17 protein-coding genes and 2 pseudogenes are annotated in these 18,164 nt (G+C 62.2%); 5 read left to right on the top strand and 14 right to left on the bottom strand.

From position 1 onward, the window contains the following. Positions 1 to 276: 276 nt before the first annotated feature. The 3 genes from QMK32_RS24300 to QMK32_RS24310 all read right to left on the bottom strand — a co-directional run bounded on the left by QMK32_RS24300 (position 277) and on the right by QMK32_RS24310 (position 3,818). Positions 277 to 642 carry a hypothetical protein gene (locus QMK32_RS24300; RefSeq protein ID WP_283478106.1) on the bottom strand — a complete coding sequence of 122 codons (366 nt, stop codon included), beginning with the start codon at positions 640 to 642 and terminating at the stop codon, positions 277 to 279. A gap of 435 nt (positions 643 to 1,077) precedes the next feature. After that, the gene (locus tag QMK32_RS24305) at positions 1,078 to 3,075 is read right to left on the bottom strand and encodes an FtsX-like permease family protein (protein ID WP_283478107.1); all 1,998 of its coding nucleotides are present in this window, start codon (positions 3,073 to 3,075) and stop codon (positions 1,078 to 1,080) included. Further along, positions 3,072 to 3,818 carry an ABC transporter ATP-binding protein gene (locus QMK32_RS24310; RefSeq protein WP_283478108.1) on the bottom strand — a complete coding sequence of 249 codons (747 nt, stop codon included), beginning with the start codon at positions 3,816 to 3,818 and terminating at the stop codon, positions 3,072 to 3,074. Before QMK32_RS24310 ends, QMK32_RS24305 begins: the two co-directional genes overlap by 4 nt. A 145-nt stretch (positions 3,819 to 3,963) precedes the next feature. Between QMK32_RS24310 and QMK32_RS24315 the strand changes: the two genes are divergently transcribed. Both QMK32_RS24315 and QMK32_RS24320 read left to right on the top strand, forming a co-directional pair. After that, positions 3,964 to 5,241, top strand: a complete 1,278-nt coding sequence (locus QMK32_RS24315) for a sensor histidine kinase (RefSeq protein ID WP_283478109.1) — start codon at positions 3,964 to 3,966, stop codon at positions 5,239 to 5,241. Continuing rightward, positions 5,229 to 5,894, top strand: a complete 666-nt coding sequence (locus tag QMK32_RS24320; RefSeq protein ID WP_283478111.1) for a response regulator — start codon at positions 5,229 to 5,231, stop codon at positions 5,892 to 5,894. Before QMK32_RS24315 ends, QMK32_RS24320 begins: the two co-directional genes overlap by 13 nt. A gap of 47 nt (positions 5,895 to 5,941) precedes the next feature. On the opposite strand, the gene QMK32_RS24325 is transcribed toward QMK32_RS24320, so the two are convergent. The 10 genes and pseudogenes from QMK32_RS24325 to QMK32_RS24370 all read right to left on the bottom strand — a co-directional run bounded on the left by QMK32_RS24325 (position 5,942) and on the right by QMK32_RS24370 (position 15,208). After that, entirely contained in the window at positions 5,942 to 7,087 is a 1,146-nt protein-coding gene (locus tag QMK32_RS24325; RefSeq protein WP_283478113.1) for a glycosyltransferase family 4 protein, read from the bottom strand. Positions 7,088 to 7,100: 13 nt separating this feature from the next. Then, the gene (locus QMK32_RS24330) at positions 7,101 to 7,847 is read right to left on the bottom strand and encodes an FkbM family methyltransferase (RefSeq protein ID WP_283478115.1); all 747 of its coding nucleotides are present in this window, start codon (positions 7,845 to 7,847) and stop codon (positions 7,101 to 7,103) included. After that, positions 7,844 to 8,944 carry a glycosyltransferase 87 family protein gene (locus QMK32_RS24335; RefSeq protein WP_283478118.1) on the bottom strand — a complete coding sequence of 367 codons (1,101 nt, stop codon included), beginning with the start codon at positions 8,942 to 8,944 and terminating at the stop codon, positions 7,844 to 7,846. Before QMK32_RS24335 ends, QMK32_RS24330 begins: the two co-directional genes overlap by 4 nt. Positions 8,945 to 9,214: 270 nt before the next feature. Beyond that, positions 9,215 to 10,240 (bottom strand): annotated as a pseudogene (locus QMK32_RS24340) (IS256 family transposase). 58 nt (positions 10,241 to 10,298) lie between these two features. Continuing rightward, positions 10,299 to 10,682: pseudogene (locus tag QMK32_RS24345) on the bottom strand (hypothetical protein); the annotation flags it as partial. Between the two features lie 192 nt (positions 10,683 to 10,874). Then, positions 10,875 to 11,789 carry a hypothetical protein gene (locus QMK32_RS24350; RefSeq protein WP_283478120.1) on the bottom strand — a complete coding sequence of 305 codons (915 nt, stop codon included), beginning with the start codon at positions 11,787 to 11,789 and terminating at the stop codon, positions 10,875 to 10,877. 100 nt (positions 11,790 to 11,889) lie between these two features. Then, a complete protein-coding gene (locus tag QMK32_RS24355; protein ID WP_283478122.1) occupies positions 11,890 to 12,393 on the bottom strand; it encodes a hypothetical protein in 504 nt (167 codons plus the stop codon). Beyond that, positions 12,390 to 13,487, bottom strand: coding sequence for a MerR family transcriptional regulator (locus tag QMK32_RS24360; RefSeq protein ID WP_283478124.1), 1,098 nt, complete (start codon positions 13,485 to 13,487; stop codon positions 12,390 to 12,392). The genes QMK32_RS24355 and QMK32_RS24360 overlap by 4 nt, the downstream gene beginning before the upstream one ends. A 132-nt stretch (positions 13,488 to 13,619) precedes the next feature. After that, positions 13,620 to 14,252 (bottom strand): hypothetical protein, encoded by a 633-nt coding sequence (locus tag QMK32_RS24365; RefSeq protein ID WP_283478125.1) that lies wholly within the window; start codon positions 14,250 to 14,252, stop codon positions 13,620 to 13,622. 131 nt (positions 14,253 to 14,383) lie between these two features. Further along, positions 14,384 to 15,208, bottom strand: a complete 825-nt coding sequence (locus tag QMK32_RS24370) for an SDR family oxidoreductase (protein ID WP_283478126.1) — start codon at positions 15,206 to 15,208, stop codon at positions 14,384 to 14,386. Positions 15,209 to 15,260: 52 nt separating this feature from the next. Between QMK32_RS24370 and QMK32_RS24375 the strand changes: the two genes are divergently transcribed. Next, positions 15,261 to 15,782, top strand: a complete 522-nt coding sequence (locus QMK32_RS24375) for a TetR/AcrR family transcriptional regulator (RefSeq protein ID WP_283478127.1) — start codon at positions 15,261 to 15,263, stop codon at positions 15,780 to 15,782. Positions 15,783 to 15,813: 31 nt separating this feature from the next. Here QMK32_RS24375 and QMK32_RS24380 read toward each other — a convergent pair whose 3' ends face one another. Continuing rightward, entirely contained in the window at positions 15,814 to 17,007 is a 1,194-nt protein-coding gene (locus QMK32_RS24380) for a site-specific integrase (RefSeq protein ID WP_283478128.1), read from the bottom strand. 9 nt (positions 17,008 to 17,016) lie between these two features. On the opposite strand from QMK32_RS24380, the gene QMK32_RS24385 reads away from it, so the two are divergent. Next, positions 17,017 to 17,262, top strand: a complete 246-nt coding sequence (locus tag QMK32_RS24385; RefSeq protein WP_283478129.1) for a hypothetical protein — start codon at positions 17,017 to 17,019, stop codon at positions 17,260 to 17,262. Between the two features lie 99 nt (positions 17,263 to 17,361). Further along, positions 17,362 to 18,126, top strand: a complete 765-nt coding sequence (locus tag QMK32_RS24390; RefSeq protein WP_283478130.1) for a hypothetical protein — start codon at positions 17,362 to 17,364, stop codon at positions 18,124 to 18,126. Positions 18,127 to 18,164 lie beyond the last annotated feature (38 nt).

Consider the following 18,164-nt stretch of genomic DNA (forward strand, 5'->3'; position numbering starts at 1 on the left):
GTACGCGATCCCGAACACGATGCGCAGAATGTTGGCGATGAATCCCTTCCACCCGGGGTCGGTCTCGCCGAGGTACGGCACGTACCAGATCAGCAATCCTGCACCGGCGACGGCGAGCAGGGGGAGCGGTCCGAGGTCGTCGGTGAAGAGTGAGGAGAGCGTCATCTTCTTGTCCTTCTCGTGTGAGGACTGCTCCCACCGGTACGGCGGCGCGGCCCGGGGCCTGATGGATCTATCTCTACCGCGCGCCACCGACACTGGTCGGCTGCGCGCTGTTCAAAACAGGGTCGGTGGCGGGTGTGCGTCGAAGCTGTGGCCGGCGAGCGCAGCCCGCAACCTCGGTTCGTCGTAGCCCTCTCGTAGTGCGTCCCGGATCGCGACGGCGCGCCCGTAACGTCCGCGTGGATCCCCGCCCGCCGGCGTCGGCCCGAGATGGCGACCGACTGCAACAGCGTGTGCAAGGTTCGCCGATTGGGTGCCGCGCTTGAGGTGCCCGTCCGCCACTCGGACACATAATGTTTCGTCGCAGTCGTGTTCGGCGACGACACCGTCGCCGAGGTCGCCGTATTCGAGCAGTAGTGCGAACCGGTGCGCGGAGAGCGTGCGCGGTGTGTCGCCGTCGGTGAAGGTAAATACTGGCAATGCGCACGTATTCACTTCCTGCTCAATTCTTTAATGACCACCGCGCTCATGTTCTGGATTACCTCAGTCGAATTTAGGCCAACGTTGCAAAACGCAGCAATGTTTCCCAGGCGCAGCGATATCTACGGTCCTGTTGGAGCATTCCCTCATCTTCGATCCTGTAGACCAACTCGCCGACTTGCTCTGCGCCATCGACGGTCGCACCCCGCGGGTGAGGTGCGGGTGAGTCAAAGGGCGCGAATGCAACGAGTGCACTCATCGTTTGAGCACGGCGTCATTCCCTTCGATGACGGTCATGGCCAGCAGGAATCCGCAGTCGGTCAGGGAAGGGCTTTCGATGTTTTTCCGCCGATGGGTTTCGCCAGCTAACCGAACCGAATTTCCGCTGGTCTGGTACAAGTGCGCAGTGTGAAAGTGATTGGGCCGCTGCGGCTGTCATTCACGTGACGCGATCTCGGTCACTCCCGCTCGCTGCAAGAGCCGCGAGTTAGCGGCGAAACTTATCCCAGCACACACGAGAAAGCACGTGGCGGTCAATGTAGCGAGTGCGGTCCATGGAACGCTCAACGGTGCTTGCATGCCGACTACGGTGAGCGACCGCCAGTAGCTACTGGCACCCCAAGTGACCACTGCACCTGCAATCCACGTCCCCAGCGATGTCGTCATCAATGCTTCCCAGAGCGCAATGCGTCGTACCTGGGCTGTGCTGATACCCAGCACCCTCATGGTGGCGATTTCCCTGCGTCGTCGACTGTAGGACATGACCAAAGTGCTAGCGATCGCGAGCAGCGCGTACAAAGAAGCAGGCACGGTCAAAACTGCCATCACCAGAATATTCAATCGATCCTGATCTGTCGTGGCATTCCCGAGCCACGCCTCGATAGGTAAGACGCGAACTCGATCTGTACCGACTCGTTCGGTGAGCTCGGCCACAAACGCGCCAACGGACCCCGCGTACTGGCCGTCGAGCAGGACCGCCGCGCGCTCCGGCAGAGGGGACATCGAGGTGCCCTGCGAATCCGGCGGCAGTAAAACTGACGGTACAGCGGAGCCGCCGTCCAGCACTGAGGCCACTCTCGCCTGCACCGGTTCGCCGCCGAACAACCCGTAGGTGACTATCGAGTCTTTATGGTAGCCATACCATTCCCCGAATTCGCTAGAGATCGCCACCGTGCCGAGCGTAAGTGGGCCCAGGGTGCCGTCTACGACAGTGATTCGGTGCGTCTGTGAGAGGGCAACCGGATCTGCGAAGGCCGCCTGCTCCCTCCAAACTGAGTCCGCACCAGCGACCACGATTTCGAGCGCCGCGGGAGCAGAGACCGCAGCAATGCGTGGATCGCCTCGCAAAATCTCGATCTCATCTCGGCTCAATCCGGGTGTGTTCCCCGCTGGTTCGACGACGATTTGGGCGGTGGTGCGCGCCCGGTTGTCGGCCGAGGTGGCTGCACCCGCTGTCGACAGCACTGTGGTGAAGATCCCTACGATCGCCAGAATTACCAACACCGGGCCGACCAGCGATGCTGTGCGCCGTCTGGAGGTAAGCATCGATTCCGCCGCTAGCAGGCCTGACACCGGGTCTACCCATCGCAGCGGTAATGCCATCACGCGCAGCAACAGCGGCAGATACAACGGTCCGAGCATCGCGGCTGCGATAGCGAGAGCCATTGTGCCGAAAAGTGCGAGCGGAGTGGCTGCTTCAGTCCCAGCGCTGGGTGCGAGGGCCACCATCGCTGCGCCCACTACGAAAGCCAGGCTCCCGGCCACTGCGCGTCCCGCTGTCATTATTCGGGTGTCGAGGTCTGCCTCGCGTAGCGCTTCGGTTGGACGCACCCGGGCGGTTCCTTTCGAGGCAGTCAACATTCCCAGCACCGCGATGATCAAGCCACTGCCCGCGGCGTATATCAACGGCCACAGCAACTGGCCCACGCTGAGGGCGACAGGCGTCAGACCGGACGCATTCAACGCCGCGACAGCCAATGGTGCAGCCACAATGGTGAGCACGCATCCCGTCATCGCGGCCGGTAATGCCACCGCAACAGACTCGGCGATCATCATCCTGCGCACCTGTCCGGCACCAACTCCCACCAGACGAAGTAAGCCCATATCTCGTCTGCGTAGTGCAATACCGAAGGCGAATGTTCCAGCGATCACGAAAACCGTCACGAACGCCGACACCACTCCGGACATAGCCAGCACGCTCTGAACCCCACCCATGTCCAGCTCTCCGCTGGTCAAGGTGTGGGCGACGCCGGCGCCGTCGTTCAGTGTCACCGTTGGGCTCGAACTATCCGGTGTTGTGTCCACGGCCCAGGTAGCTGCAAGCGCGGACGCTGAGACCCCGATCAGGCCGACGCCTAATGTGAGTGCGACGAATGTTCCAGCGAACAGTACCCAATAGTGACGTACCGACTTCAGTGAGATGGCCAGCATCATTGGTCCCACATGCTCAGTTGTTGAGCAACCTTGTCGGCCGTCGGATGGTCCAGCTGGCCGACTACCCGACCGTCCGACAAGAACACCACTCGGTCCGCATATGCCGCGGCCACGGGATCGTGTGTGACCATCGCCACCGTGCGCCCGGCTCGATCAACAGTATCTCGCAAGAGCCCCATAATTTGCCGACCGCTACGACGGTCCAAGGAGCCGGTGGGCTCGTCGGCGAAAACGATCTCTGGTTCGCCGACCAAAGTCCGAGCTATCGCCACTCGCTGCTGCTGACCACCCGAGAGCTGAGCCGGACGTTGTCGTGCCTTGTCTTCGAGCCCCACTTGACGCAATGCTTCCGTTACTAGATTGCGGGGAACCCGGCCACGCTGCAGGCGCAACGGCAGTGCGACGTTCTCGTACGCCGTCAGCATCGGCAACAGGTTGAACTGTTGAAAGACAAAGCCGACGCGCTGTCGGCGTATGACGGTAAGTTCTCGCTCGCTACAAGTGGCGAGGTCGGTCGCACCGAGTATGACCTTGCCGCTGTCGGGTTGATCGAGACCGGCCGCGCAGTTCAACAGTGTGGTCTTGCCGGAACCGGAGGGGCCCATCACCGCGGTCAGTGCTTGTTTCTGTAGCAATAGACTGACGTCACGGAGCACAGGTACAGATCCGGCCGCGCTGGGATAGCTTTTACAGACGGTGACCAACTGGATGGCGGGGAGACGCGTGTCGCAGAGCAAAGACATTGCTTCAGTCCAGCAGACGTCAGGTCCCGGGTCAGTAGGCCTGGAGGTAATGTCGCCGGGAGGGTTTTCCCTACCACTGCACCCCGATCGCCATCGGTTTGACAGCGCACCCGCTCTGGCCAAGACGCTCCCCGGACCGCAAACTATGAACGTTGCCGTCTGGGAAATGATGCGGGGGCGACCCCAGAGCTACCTATTCTCGCGCTGGCCCCTGCGCTCCGGGGCTTATCTGCTGACCGGTGTCGTCGTTGGGCTGTCGGTGCTGCTGTTGTTCAGCGCGTTGCTCGTTTTCGGTGTGGTTCTGTCGGTGATCGGCATCGGGCTCGCTCTGCTCGTGGCTGCGGCAGTCTTCGGCATTCCCGTCGCGGCACTCGAGAGGCATCGTGTTCGACTCGTCCAACCGACTCCGTGGCTCGATCCACACGGATCCTTGTCTGCAGCCAGCTTGTTGCAGTGGATTGGCGTCCGACTGCGGGAGAGAGCAACCTGGCGCGAATTGGCATACTCGTTGCTCCTCGGTGTCGTATTCACCGCCATGGGAATCGGGTTCGCCGCCCTGCTCGGGCTCTCGTTGCTCCTCACCGTGGCACCGCTGATCGTGTGGGCAATCGCGCCCGACACTGTGATGCTGGTGCCGAACCAGCCGATCTCGAATCCGGTAGGTGCGTTACCTGGTAGTGCCGCCGGGGTCGTAGGCTTGGTGTTGTCTGCTTACGTGGGTGGGCTATTGGCGGGTATCCAGGTATGGATCGCGCAATTTTTGTTGGGGGCCCGCGACGAAAACCTGAACCGTCAGGTCGTCGAACTGACGCGATCACGTGTGCGTTTGGTCGATGCTTTCGAGGCGGAGCGTCACCGAATCGAGCGCGACCTGCACGATGGAGCGCAGCAGCAGTTGGTGGCGCTGAGTATGACCCTCGGATTGGCCGAACTAGAGCTTCGCGGCCAGAATTCGGATGCTGGGGAGCTCGTCGCTCGTGCGAAAACCGAAGCCAGTCAGGCTTTGAGTCAGCTGCGTTCGTTGGTGCGGGGCATCCACCCTCAGGTGCTGACCGACCACGGACTTCGGGCGGCAGTCGACGAACTGGCTCTACGCAACCCGATTCCGGTCACCGTCGAGATCGATCTCCCTTATCGGTTGCCCTCCGCGGTCGAGACGATGGCGTACTTCACGCTGACCGAAGCTCTGACCAATGCCTCCAAACACAGCGGTGCGGATACGGTGACCGTCGTTGGCTTCGTCGAAGATGACACTCTCGTGCTGCTCATCACCGATGACGGCTGCGGCGGAGCCAACCCTGGAGCCGGTGCTGGTCTGGAAGGATTGGCTGATCGGATATCGATTCTGAGGGGCAGGCTCATCGTGACCAGTCCTGTCGGTGGTCCAACACAGTTGCGTGTGGAGGTACCGTGCTCCGTATAGCGCTGGCGGAGGACTCCGTCTTGCTTCGCGCCGGGTTAGTCGAGTTGCTCTCTCGGGTGGGGCATCAGGTAGTCGCGGCTGTGGGGACCGCCGGCGAATTGGTGCAGGCAGTGGGTGCCGTACGCCCGGATGTGGTCATTACGGATGTTCGGATGCCGCCTGGCTTCAGAGACGAGGGTCTACGTGCTGCATTGGAGCTTCGCCAAGGTGACCCGACACTTCCAGTCCTGGTGCTCTCGCAGTATGTCGCTACCGCATATGCCGCCGAGTTGATCGGTGGGTTGCCGGGTGCGGGCGGTGTTGGCTACTTACTCAAAGACCGCGTCGGCGAGGTCACCGAATTCCTCGATGCACTCGATCGGGTCGCTGGTGGGCAGACTGTGATCGACCCTGAGGTCGTGCGGGTTCTGCTTCAGCGGGGGACCGCAGACCGACCGCACGATCGGCTCACACCCCGTGAGCGGGAGGTGCTTTCCGTGATGGCGGAGGGTCTGAACAATCAAGCGATAGCCCAACGTCTCACAATCACCGAAGCGTCCGTGGTCAAGCACTCCGGAAACATCTTCTCCAAGCTCGACCTGGACCCTTCTGTTGGCAACCGCCGCGTCCTCGCGGTACTCGCGCATCTGCGACGCGAGGATCGAAACACCTGAGGGCGCACCCGCCGCTGCTGCACTTCCGGCGGCGGAAATTACGACAGTCACCATGCTCCCAGTCGATCCGGGATCGGCGTCAGGAGCTCTGTGAGGCGGTCCGCCGATGCGTCCCACGACCATTGCTCTTGCATCCAGTTCCGGCCAGCTTGGCCCATGGCGGATCCTTTGGCGGGATCGACCAGCAGTGCTGATATCGCGGTAGCGATGGCAGTGACGTTCGTACCGTCGACCACTGTGCCTGTTTTACCGTCGATGACTGTGTCCGGTGCGCCGCCCGAATTGCCAACCACGACAGGAAGACCGCTGGCTGCAGCTTCCAAGAACACGATGCCCAGCCCTTCGGCTTCCAATCCTTGCTTTCTGGTCCGGCACGGCATCGCGAAGACATCAGCAGTGGCGTAGTAAGCGGCAGTCGAAAGATGGTCGAGACCTCCGGCAAAGACCACGGGACCGCACCCGTTCTGCTTTGCAAGCTTGCTCGGCCGCCGCCGGTCTGGGCCGTCGCCCACGATGAGTAGTGCAGCCTCGGGTGTCTCGCGCTGGATGTCAGGCAAGGCCCGAATAAGAGCGTCTTGCCCCTTGCGTGCCACCAACCGGGAAACGCACAGGATGACCTTTCGGCCGACCAAATCATGGTGCTCACGTACATTCCGAGCCTTGACGGGTTCGGGGCGGAAAGTGGACGCGTCCACTCCCGGTGCCAGTCGAACCAGCTGCGCGTGCGAACCGACAGCTGGAGCGATGTGGCGGCGGGTGTATTCGCCCAGGTAGGTAATAACGTCGACGTGATCACCAATGCACCGCATAATTCGTCGAGTACCGGGAGCGCGGCACCACCAAATTTCGTGGCCATGCGTAGTGGGCACCACACGCTGCACCCCGCCACGTCGCAGGGCCGGTGCCATCGCCGCAAGCGGGGCCGCAGCTCCAAACCATGCTCGGTCGCAACCATATTCATTTACGATCTCCATCGCACGGCGGGTAACCCGAGGGGTAGGCAAAAGCATGTGGGCACTATCTCTGATCACGGGAAACGGCAGCGTGGCATCGTATGCGGCTGCTCCCGATTCGGATGAGGTGTAGACGACCACGTTGTTGCCGGGGACGCGAGCCGCCATCGCCTGCACGAAGGTCTCGATGCCACCCTGCCTCGGTGGAAAGTCGTTGGTGATGATGAGGGTGGTTTTCAACGTGGCCGCCTCTTCAGAAGTTCACGTGGTCGGGAGTGAAGAGGTAATTGCGGTTGTCGTCGGTGATTCTGGATATTTGGGTCCACTGCCCGTGCTGCAATCGATGGCATCTGTATCCGTGGCGCGCGAGGTGCTGAAACACGTCCGAAGAGCTGCTGCCGTATTTGGCCAGGTGTCGCTCCTCGATTTCGAGGAGGATGGTGGGCTGGTAACGCGACAGCGTGTCCGCTCCTCCGCGCAATACCGCCAGTTCCGCGCCCTCAACGTCTGCTTTGACGAAGGAGAGGTCCTTCAGGCCGATGTCGGAAGCAAGATGATCGAGTGTCTGGATGGTCGCCGGTACTGTCCTCGCGGAACTGAATTCCGCGTTCGGCCCTGGTCCTTGGCTGCCTTCAACGAGATACGCCCGACCATGCACCGGCATCAGCCGGCGGGTCGGCAAGCTTAGTGAGCCGTGTCCGGCGGCGGCACCGAGAGCGGTCCGGTGAACAGTTACGTTGCGAGCACCGAGCAGCCCTGCGGCGGCTTGCAGCCAGCTGCTGGGACCGGGAAGCGGCTCGACGCTGTGCACGTGGCCGTTAGGTCCGGCGAGAGCTGACATTACCCAGGTGTAAAGCCCGTATTCAGCCCCGATATCCATACAGACCGAGCCTGGCCGCACCCATTCCCGCAGCGCCCGGACTTCATCCTCTATGAACGGCAGACGGTTGGCCCCCCAGCAGAGTGAGGTGGCAACCGCTGCAGTGCGCCATGTGCTCATCGATCGACACCGACCGAGGCCGAGATCGTTCTTTCGCTGCTTGACGGTGCGACATCTGCGGACGTGGGCGGGGCAGGGGCCCAGCGCATCAATCGGGCCCATATGACGAGGAAGATCGGCAGTGCGAAGTAACCGAACCGGCCTGCGGGTGCCAGCAGGAATGCGGTACTGAGTCCGATAGCCAGTCGATCTGCAGTGGCGACAAGCCCGTATGGTGGCCGAACTATCAGTGAAATTCCCATGGCGATACCGCCTGCTGCGAGTAGGCCTGTAGCTGCATACCAACCAGCGGGCCCGAGATCGGCGAGGAGACGGCCAGGCAACGGGCTCGCTGCTGGTGTCACCCACTCGCTCCTTCCCGTGGTGAACCCAAAGACCTGCTCCACCAGCGGTCGGGGCGACAAAAGGGCGCTGGGCAGAATCACGAGCGCCGTACCCCCAACGGCCACCCAGACGCTTCGCGCGGCAGCGCGGGACCCTGCGGAATTTGCCAGCAGCACGGCGACAATTACGACAGCTGGCCAGGCCGTCCACTTCATCGAACATGCGAGTGCGAGGGCGATCCCAGCGGCCGCAGGATGTCGACGATCTGCCAATGCGATTGCGAGACAAAGCAAACCGATAATAGGCAGATCGATGCCGCTGACAGCGAGCGGCATCGCCACTACCGGCGAAGCGACCACCGTGATGCCTGCCAACCCACTCGCGGAACTGCCTAGCACTCTCCAAGCCAACCAAAGGCAACTAAAAAAGGCCGCCGCAAACCACAGTCGTGCGTCACCCAAGAATTGGAAGTGCTCACCGGTTTCGCCCAGTACCGCCCGCGGAAATCCGAACAACGCCATACCGGGCAAATATGGGGTGACATCGTCGACGTTGAGAGGAGTGGAAAGATAAGGAGTTCCGTGCGCGAGTGTCAGCAATCCGGCGCGTTCCACGACCTCAACCTCGCTCTGCGCCAAACCCTTTGACACAAGCACGAACAGAGGAACGAGGACCGCACCAGTGGCTGCGGCCAAGATCGAGAGGGTCTTGCCGTGCGATCGCGAGTAAGCGACTGCCCCCGCCGCGGACAGATAACCGATGCAGGCGCACATTCCCCACATCCTGTGCGTCTGGAGATCCGAAATAAGAGGAAAAGCTCCGGCCCAGACCGCAGCCCCCAGCCATCCGAACAACCACATTTCTCGGCTATTCGATTTTCGTCGCAACGGGTAATTTAGCACTCGACCATTGCATCCAACTCCCGCTTCAACGTCACGACGGGAAACCCGATACTTTGCGGTGTGGTTTCCCCCACCCTTGAGCCTGGACGGTCAAGTCCACTCCCGTGGTGTGTGAGGACGGGCACTGCGTGATCTCTTCGTTCAGGCGGTCAGTGCGGTCGGAGTAGTCGAGGTCACCTCCTCATTGGTTGTGTTCTCCTCGTTCGGCTCCGCGGTCACCATCGTCATCCGGGAGCGAGCGAGGACATCGAGTCCGAGGTAGCGCCGACCCTCGGTCCACTCGTCGTGCTGCTCGGCCAGGACCGCCCCGACGAGCCGGATCAACGAGGTCCGGTCCGGGAAGATGCCGACGACGTCGGTGCGTCGACGGATCTCCTTGTTGAGCCGCTCCTGCGGATTGTTCGACCAGATTTGCCGCCAGATCTCCTTCGGGAACGCGGTGAACGCCAACAGATCCGCGCGGGCCTCGTCGAGGTGCGCCGCAACCTTCGGGAGCTTGTCGGTCAACGCCTCGAGAATTCGATCATATTGTTCTTCAACACCTTTCGCATCGGTTTGGTCGTAGATCGAATGAAGCATCGTCTTGACCCACGGCCACTGCGCTTTCGGTGCGACCGACATGAGATTCGCCGAGTAGTGGGTGCGGCACCGCTGCCACGACGCACCCGGCAACGTCGCCCCGACCGCCGCCACGAGCGGTGTGCGCATCGGAGGTCACCAACGCCGCCCGGTCAACCCACGAGCGACGAGACCGCGGAAGAAGGTCAACCAGCCGGCTTTGTTCTCCCCGGACGAGACGTCGACACCGAGGAGCTCCCGGTGCCCGTCACGGTTGATCCCCACCGCGAGCAATGCATGGACGTTGCGCACCCGCCCGTCCTCACGCACCTTCAACACCAACGCGTCGGCGGCGACGAACGTGTACGGGCCCTGATCGAGTGGTCGGGTACGAAACGCCTCGACCTGCTCGTCGAGGTCACGGGCCATGATCGAAACCTGAGACTTCGACAGAGCTGTGATGCCCAACGATTCGACGAGTTTCTCCATCCGCCGTGTCGACACGCCGAGCAGGTAGCACGTCGCGACTACCGACGTCAGAGCCCGTTCGGCGCGTTTGCGGCGTTCGAGCAGCCATCTCGTGAGTTGGCTTGTTCGGGTTGTCTGAATAACGGTGGATCAGATCACTTGTTCGACACGCCGAGCTTGCTGAGTTATCGCTTGCTCGTCACCATAAGGTGAGGGGACATCCTGCGGCTTTGGCAGTGAGGATCCGCGTTTCGATGGTGTCTGCATCTTCATGGGTGGCGAGTCCTGTGCGGATGGCGTAGGCGGTAGCTCGGGTGCGCCCAGCCGCTCCGCGGATATCGGAGAGGGGACTGGCGAGGTTTCTTCGTCGCGCGGTGTATTCGGCACGATTGGTGGTGTTGGTGCCCAGGCGCATGTGCGAGGGGTTGGTGCATCCGGCGAAATCGCACTGGTGACAGAGCACTGCATCTTCGGTTTTGGATTAGCCGAGCCGAGGGATCACTCCATATTGGAGTTGGTAGGCGAACAGGTGCGCGGGGATCGTGCCGCGACGCGAGGTACCCGGCCTGCTTGCGGCCCGGAAATACCGGCAACGCGCACGTATTCACATCGTGTGCAATTTTCCACCGACCTCAGAGTCGTATCAGTCGACTGATGATGATTAGTTCCCGTTCCGTTCGATGTTCTCGTACAGACGCGCGGGTTAAATTAGTTGCAGCACAATCCGTCTGAGGAAATTAGCCCACATTCCGATGTGGCTGAGCTAGTTCAAGCGTCAGGCGATTGCTTTTCGAATTAGCTCGGCGTACCCGAAGTAGAGGTGGATGAGACCGAGCATGGAGACCATAAACGCGTGTTGCTTGTGATCATGGGAGAAATCGTCTTCGGCAAGCTCTTCGTATTCGGCGCTGTGTTTTCCGAAGTGGATCAGTTCGCCGTAGTTGAACAGGCTGATCAGCTCGGTAGGGATCAAGCCCTCGTAGTTGGCGTGGTCGGCTGGGTTCGGGCAGTTGTCGGCGGCGAGCACCATGTGGGCGACAATGTTCTTGAGGTTGCGGTTCATGAGTTTGGCGCGACCCTTGCGCCACTTCGCGAGTATGTCGAGGCGCTCTTGTGTGGAACTGTCGGTCTGGGTGCGAGCATGTTTTTCGAGGATGTTCGAGACAGTGCTGAAATCAGGATCGCCGGCGCTCGACTGATGAAGCTGCCTGAACCGGACAGAGAATCCTACGATCACTTCGTCGTCGGCAACGACGGTCTCGTGGGTCGCTTCTCCGTTCGCGATGTTCATGGTAAAACCGCCTCGATGGCTCACCAACGTATAGGGGGCGACTGTTTCGGCGACGGTGACGAAGCGTCGAAGGGACCGGAGTTCTTCGGCGGTGAGGGCAGTCATGAAAGAAGGAAAGTCGCGGGGATTGTCGAAATCGAACGCGTAGGTGAGTAGTTGCCATTGGTGATTGAAGCCGGATGGGTCTGAGGCCAAGTGCGCCAAAGGGGGAGCGAACTTCAACGGGACGGGCAGCACTGAATCTTCGTAGGCGGTAGCCGTGATCTGTACGGTCCCGCCGTTTTTGCTTGCAGTGGGTGGACGGGGAGGCAGTTCGGGCAACGGAACTCGGTGCCGCTTGGGTGGTCCGGCTTGCCGAGCTGGGCGGTTTTGGTTCTTCCGGCCCTGGCTCTTGCCCACGCGGTGACTCCTGATTGCGACCTGCGCGACCCGGGTGACCGCGGTCGATGAGTATAACTGCGCTTGCCTCACGCCATCGCTGGTGAGTGTGGTCATGTGTTCAGGCGGTCGCACCGGGTGCCGAGGCGCGGGGTGTGGTGTCGTGATTCTCGACGGCCGTGGCCACTCCGTCGAGCGCTGTACGAATGAGTTCCCCATAGGGGTCGGCTGGGAGTGCTGATGTGTGTTCGCGGGCTGCGTCGAGGTGTTCACGGGCGGTGTCGAACGAGCCGAGGCGGCGATAGTTGTCGGCAAGGTTGAGGTGGAGCGAGGGATAGAATCCCGCGATGTGCAGGCTGGTGTGATGTTGTTGTGCGCGTTGCTCGCTGACGGCGTCGGCGGCATCGAGCGCGCGCACATCCCAGGCTAGGGCTTGTGCAGGGTCGGTGTAGAGATCAGCCAGATAGTGCGCGAGGGTACAGCGGTGGAACGGATCTCCACTGACTCTGATGACCTTCCACAGGTCCAGGAGTTGGGTGCGTGCGTCGTCGGTATTTCCACTGCGCCCCGTGGTGACGGCCTTGACAATGAGGTCCATCGTCGGGTCCGTGTGTGGTTCTGTCATGGGTGGTGCTCCTTCGGGGCCGTGAGTTCTTCGGTAGCTGGGGGCATAGTGGGCATGGCAACTGTCGTCAGATCGCCATGATCGGCAGAGCGAACAGTTGCCGGCTGGCTGTGGCCTCTGAGGTCGATCAGTACGTCCGCTCCGATCGCGGCGCTGATTGCGGGGTAGAGCGTAGTCATCTCGAACCAGACCTCGACCGCAGTTCCGCTGACGCTGGCTGGCAATCGAATACCGTCGTTTGACAGGGTGTTTCGGACAGTGATGCAGGAGTCGCTGACGTGCAACCCGATCAGGTCGGCCGATTTTTCCTCGAGAGACTGGAGTAAGACTGCTGTCGATACCTGGGCACGGGTAGTTACCGCTGGCATGTCATCGAGCATCGACCGGTAGTCGGGAAACGGTCCAGTCAGTAGTCGGCAATGCCCGTCATCCCGGTTCGGCAGCCGCATCCACATGCCGTGGTCGGTCGCTTCGATCCGTGCCTTCGGCGTACGTCGCAGATCAGTCAGACAACTGCGGAGATCATCGCCATTCGCCGTCGCCGCCCACGCTATGGCGACCGGGGTCGTGGTTACCAAGGTTCGAGTGGACAAACGATAGCGATCGGTGGCGGTCACGACCACCGCGCCGTGTTGGGCCTCAAAATGCACACCACCGAGCACGGCGATGCCCGGTTCGTCGGTGGTAGCGGAGAGGACTTGATCTATCGCAGCCGCCAACACCGGTCCGCTCATCGCAACCACCATCGCTGAGGCAGCACCGGTCAATGCTGTCTTAATGGCGGCAGCCTGTTGACGTGCGGTCGTCGCATTCTTGGCCACTGCGTCGATGTGTTCATCGATCAGATGGATAGCCTCGTCAGGTTCACCGTTGAGAACGGATTTCGCCGTTGCGAGCGGGATACCGATCTCGCGAAGTTGTCTGAGAACCACTGCCCGCTCGAGCTGGTCTTCACCGTAGAACCGGTACCCAGACGCTGAGTCCACTTGTGCCGGGAGTATCAGACCGGCATCGGCATAAAAGCGCAATGCGCTCGATGTCAGTCCGCTTCTTCGTGCGAACGAACCAATCGACATCAATCCGAGATCAGTCACTCCCACATCATTGGGGTTCGACCTGCTTGAAGGTCAACTGATGTAACCAACACACCATCGTCATGACACGCAACAGCTGGCCGGGGTGCTGGTCGTTGTCAGTGTGTCTACCTGTCCGCTGCTACTACTTTCTCACCACAGGGTTAAGGGAAGGCCCGCGGTCTCGGCAGCGAGAATCAGCATTTCGACCGCGTGGACACCCTCGTCGTTGGTCAGGCCGGTGCGGATGGCCTCGGCGATTGCTCGGGTACGTCCGGCGGCGCCGCGGGTGTCGGAGAGGGGGCTGGCGAGGTTTCTTCGTCGGGCGGTGTATTCGGCACGGTTGGTGGTGTTGGTGCCCAATCGCATGTGCGAGGGGTTGGTGCATCCTGCGAAATCGCACTGGTGACAGAGCACTGCATCATCGGTGTTGGACCATCCGAGCCGGGGAATCACCCCACGTTCGAGCTGGTAGGCGAACAGGTGCGCGGGGATCGTGCCGCGCCGTGAGGTACCCGGTCTGCTTGCGGCCCTGAAGGACCCGTGTCCAGTGGAGGACACTGCGCCTGTCCAGGGCCAGCACAGATTCTCGGGTCGGCGGTAGCGTTTTGCTTCGAACCTGGCTGTCACGGCTGGGTCGTCGAGCCACGAACGCAGCAGGTGCGCCGGGATTCTCACTGGTTGAGGTTCGCCGAGCAGGACCAGCTGTTCCGAATGCCCCGAGTTGCTTCGTAAAACCGTGGGTAGACCGGGTAGCGGGAGCGGATCGGAATGTTCCGCTGTCATCGACATAGGCCACCGCCCCCGTTCTCAACCGAGCTGTTACCGACGGCGCGAGACTATGCGGTGGTACCGACAAGACCACCGATCTTCGTCCGGTAACAGCTCGTGAGCTGTTACCGGACGAAGATCCGGGCTCAAGCCTGAAAGCCTGGTTGTGTCGCGTAGTCCTGCTGTCGGAGGTCGAGCACTGTGGCAATCTGCGCTGCGGCGTCGTCACCGATCACCAGGCGAAGGGGCCGGGAATCTTGTCGAGCGAGATGATGAACGATCATCTCTGCGATGGTGTCGGGGGAGGTTCCGCCCCCGGTGGCCCCAGGCTCGCTCGGCCAGGGAACTTCCGACGTGCCGAGGGCTTTCGAGCGGACCTTGTCGTATTCGCTTAGGGGCTGGCTGAACTGCATTCCTGCCGTCGCCCACTGGGTGTCCATCGCGCCGATCTCGGCGAGAGTCACCCGGATGCCCATCGGTGCCACTTCGGCAGCCAGCGCCTCACTGAAGCCTTCGAGGCCCCACTTCGCGGCGTTGTAGAGACCGAGGAAGGCCATGGCACCGACGCCCCCGACGGATGAAATTTGAACGATGTCTCCTGCGCCCTGGGCTCGCATCACAGGTAGCGCGGCTTGGGTGAGCCGCAGGGGGCCGAGTAAGTCGACGTCGATGATTGCTCGCGCCTCGTTCTCGGTGGCCTCTTCGATGGCCCCTACGAGGCCGTATCCGGCGTTGTTGACGAGGACATCGAGTCGACCGGTGGTCCGGGCGATTTCCTCGACGGTCCGGTGGCACGCCGCTTTGTTTGCGGGGTCGAGCTGCAGGACGGTGAGCCGGGGGTCTGTGATGGGTAACGTCGTTCCGCGAGTGGTGGCCACCACTGTGTGTCCAGCGGCCAGCGCTTGCTTGACCAGAGCAAGCCCAAGACCGCCGCTCGCGCCTGTGATGACCCAGGTCTGAGTTGTCGTCATGCGTCTATTCAACACCAAACGAGACGGTGCGTCTCGTTCATATGATGGGAACATGGTCCGATCTGACACCGTGAGGCGCGTCCATGCAGCAGTCCTCGGTCTCGCTCAGCGCGGCGGTCCGGGTGCTTTGACGATGGAAGGAATCGCCGCTGAAGCTGGAGTAGGCAAGCAAACCCTGTACAGGAACTGGCCTTCGGTCCACGCCATCCTCTTCGATGCGCTTGCCGGCGATGACACTTCCTCAACCGAGCCCCGCGCAAGCGACACTGTCCAGGAGTTTCTGAAAGCTGCGATCGACGAGATCTCGACAGAGCCGCGCTGCTCGCTGTTGCGCATGCTCGCCGCTTCGATTCAGACAGATGCAGCCGTGGCGCGTGAGTTCCACGAGCGGCTCCTTGCGCCCCAAGTGACGCACATCCAACGGCTCGTGAGTGCAGTTGGGGCGCAAGACCCCAGACAGGCCACCGAGCTACTGCTCGCTCCCATTTTCTACCGGTGGTTCATGCGGCTACCGCAGTTCCAGGAGAAAGAACTCGAACAGCACGTCCGTAGCGTGTTGACTCCCAAGCCGTAGCGCATTCGATCGACGTCCCCGGTCTGTACAGCTAGTTCGCGGGGTTTGTCGGCTCGTTGTCTGCGTGCGTGCGGAGCGCGATGTAGGTGGTCCAGTCGCGGGCGGCGAGAGTGGTCCACCGTGCGGCGGCGGAGGTCGAGATGCCGAGCAGGTCGGCGAGTACGGGTGAGGGTAGGTCGGCGGCAAGGTCGCATAGTGCTGCGCCGCGGGCGGGGCGAACGAAGATGCCCAGTTCGGTGTTCAGGAGCTTGGTCAGCGCGCCAGCGTCGCGGTGGCTTCCTCGGCGGATGCCGGGGAACAACCACGGTGCCCGGTCGGGTGTGGTGTGCGAATCCTGCTCGGCGAGCTGAGCGACGAGGTCCGCCAGGGCGGGCGGCAGCAGCACCGGCCGCGTGGCGAGTGTCAGAAATCTGTGCTCCCCGTCGCGGGTGACGTCGTCTCGGGTGAGTTCGACGATGCGGGTGGGGATGTGGCCGTAGAGGAGGACGAGGCTGCCAGCGACGCGCAGTTCCAGCGCGATGGTGTCCTCGTGCAAGCAGCGCCGCAGCAGTGCCCATCGGGTGTCGTCGGCGAGGATGTGGCTGGGCAGTCCTTCTCGTCCGAGCCAGGGTGCTGCGAGTTCGGCGGTGTGCCCGTTGGTGTGGGTCCACTGGAGGAAATCGCGGATTCGGTGTCGGGTTGTTGCTCCCTGCGACAGCCACAGGTCGACGTCGGATTGAGTTGCGGCAGAAAGGGTAGCCGCGCGGGTATCGAGCCAGGTGAGGAACTGAGCCGCGACTGTGATGCGGGTGCGGACGTATTTGTGGGCGCTGGGGGAGTCGAGTCCGCGCGCGTGGCGACTCCGTGCGCGGCGTAGGACCGACCACGCAGCGTAGGGCCGCAGCAGGGCGGACACCGCGGGCGGTTGATCGGCGAGGAAATGCGCGAGCCATGGATCGACAGCGTCGGTCAGCACGCTGCGCGGCTCCAGCGCTCCGGTGTCGACGAGTATGTGACGCAGCAACCGCACGTGGTTTTGTTGGGGCAGTGTGTCCAGGTGTGCGTGGGTGATGTCAGCGTTGGCAGCGGCGAGATCGTGAAGAAGGCGCGTCCACTGCGGGTGATCGCATCGATGCTGGATCTGGGTGGGGGTGTATCCCGTCAGCAGTCGATCGCGCAGAGTGCTGAGTTGGGGATGGACGGTGCCCTGCGGGCCGGCGAGAACTGTGTCGAGTTGGGTCGTCACCTCGCATGTGTGGCAGGTGTCGTTGACGAGCAGGTCGAATTTGTTGCACTTTCGACAGTTCCACAATCGAGTGTCTCCGGAGCAGGGTCCGCATACGGAGTGGCCGCCGGCGTCGGTGCCGACGAGTGGACGGCGGAGGCCGCACTGGGCGCAGGGTGCCGGGTTGTCGCGCACGGTATAGAAGCATGGCGTGCATATCGGTCCGATCGGCAGGATGATGCGTGTGGCTCGCAGTGCGCCGCACCGCGAACATGACGGTTTCGGTGTGCACGCAGCGTGGCAGGGTGCGCATATCGGTCCGGCTGGTAATACCGCGAGGACGCGTCGGGTGACTCCGCATACGGTGCACTCCTTGTGCGGGCGCATGCGGGATGTGCACGTCGAGCAGATCGGGCGGCCGAGGGTGTGCCCGTTCTTGCAGGGTTTGGTCTCGCCACATACGTGGCAGGTTGCCGTCGGAGGTATTCGGCATCGGCTGCAGATCCATTGATCACCGTCGCGCCGGGTGTACATCGTGATGCGGCCGCACCGGTGGCATTGATGTTCGCGGGAGCGGTGGTAACAGCCCGAACAGATCGGGCCGTGTTCGGTGACCGCTTTCGCGGGCTGATCGGTGCGGCCGCATTCGGTGCAGGTGTAGCGCCGCTTCGGGCCGCATTTCTGGCACACCGGTTGGCCGTCGATGCGGTACGCCACCGGCAGGACCTTCCCGCATCTATTGCATGGGCGGTGACGGGTCGGGTCCGCGCGAGCGCACCGGGCGCACACTGTGCCGTTGTTCTCTCGGAACGCGGGCGGACCGGAGAGGCCGCATCGCACACAGATAATTCTGTGCGATCGGGTGTAGCAGCGGGTGCAGATCGAGGAGTCGCCGTCGTCGCGGTAGGTCAACGGTCGTTGCCAGTCGCCGCAGTGTCCACATCTCGCACGGTTCACCTCGGGGTGATCGGCAGCGAGCATGTCGAGGAGGCGGCGCACGCCTGTGGGGCCCGCGGAGTCACCGGAGGTCAATGCGTCCGGATGGGCGCGAAAGTGTGCGAGAACCCGTGCAGTGTGCACGGGTGTCAACTTCAGCTCGTCCAGTCCTCGCGTCACGGCGTCGAGATCGGCAGCGGGTAGTCGGACACAGATCCACGCGGTGATTGCTGCAGCGGCGT

Source organism: Rhodococcus sp. H29-C3, assembly GCF_030063405.1.
Taxonomy (GTDB): domain Bacteria; phylum Actinomycetota; class Actinomycetes; order Mycobacteriales; family Mycobacteriaceae; genus Rhodococcoides.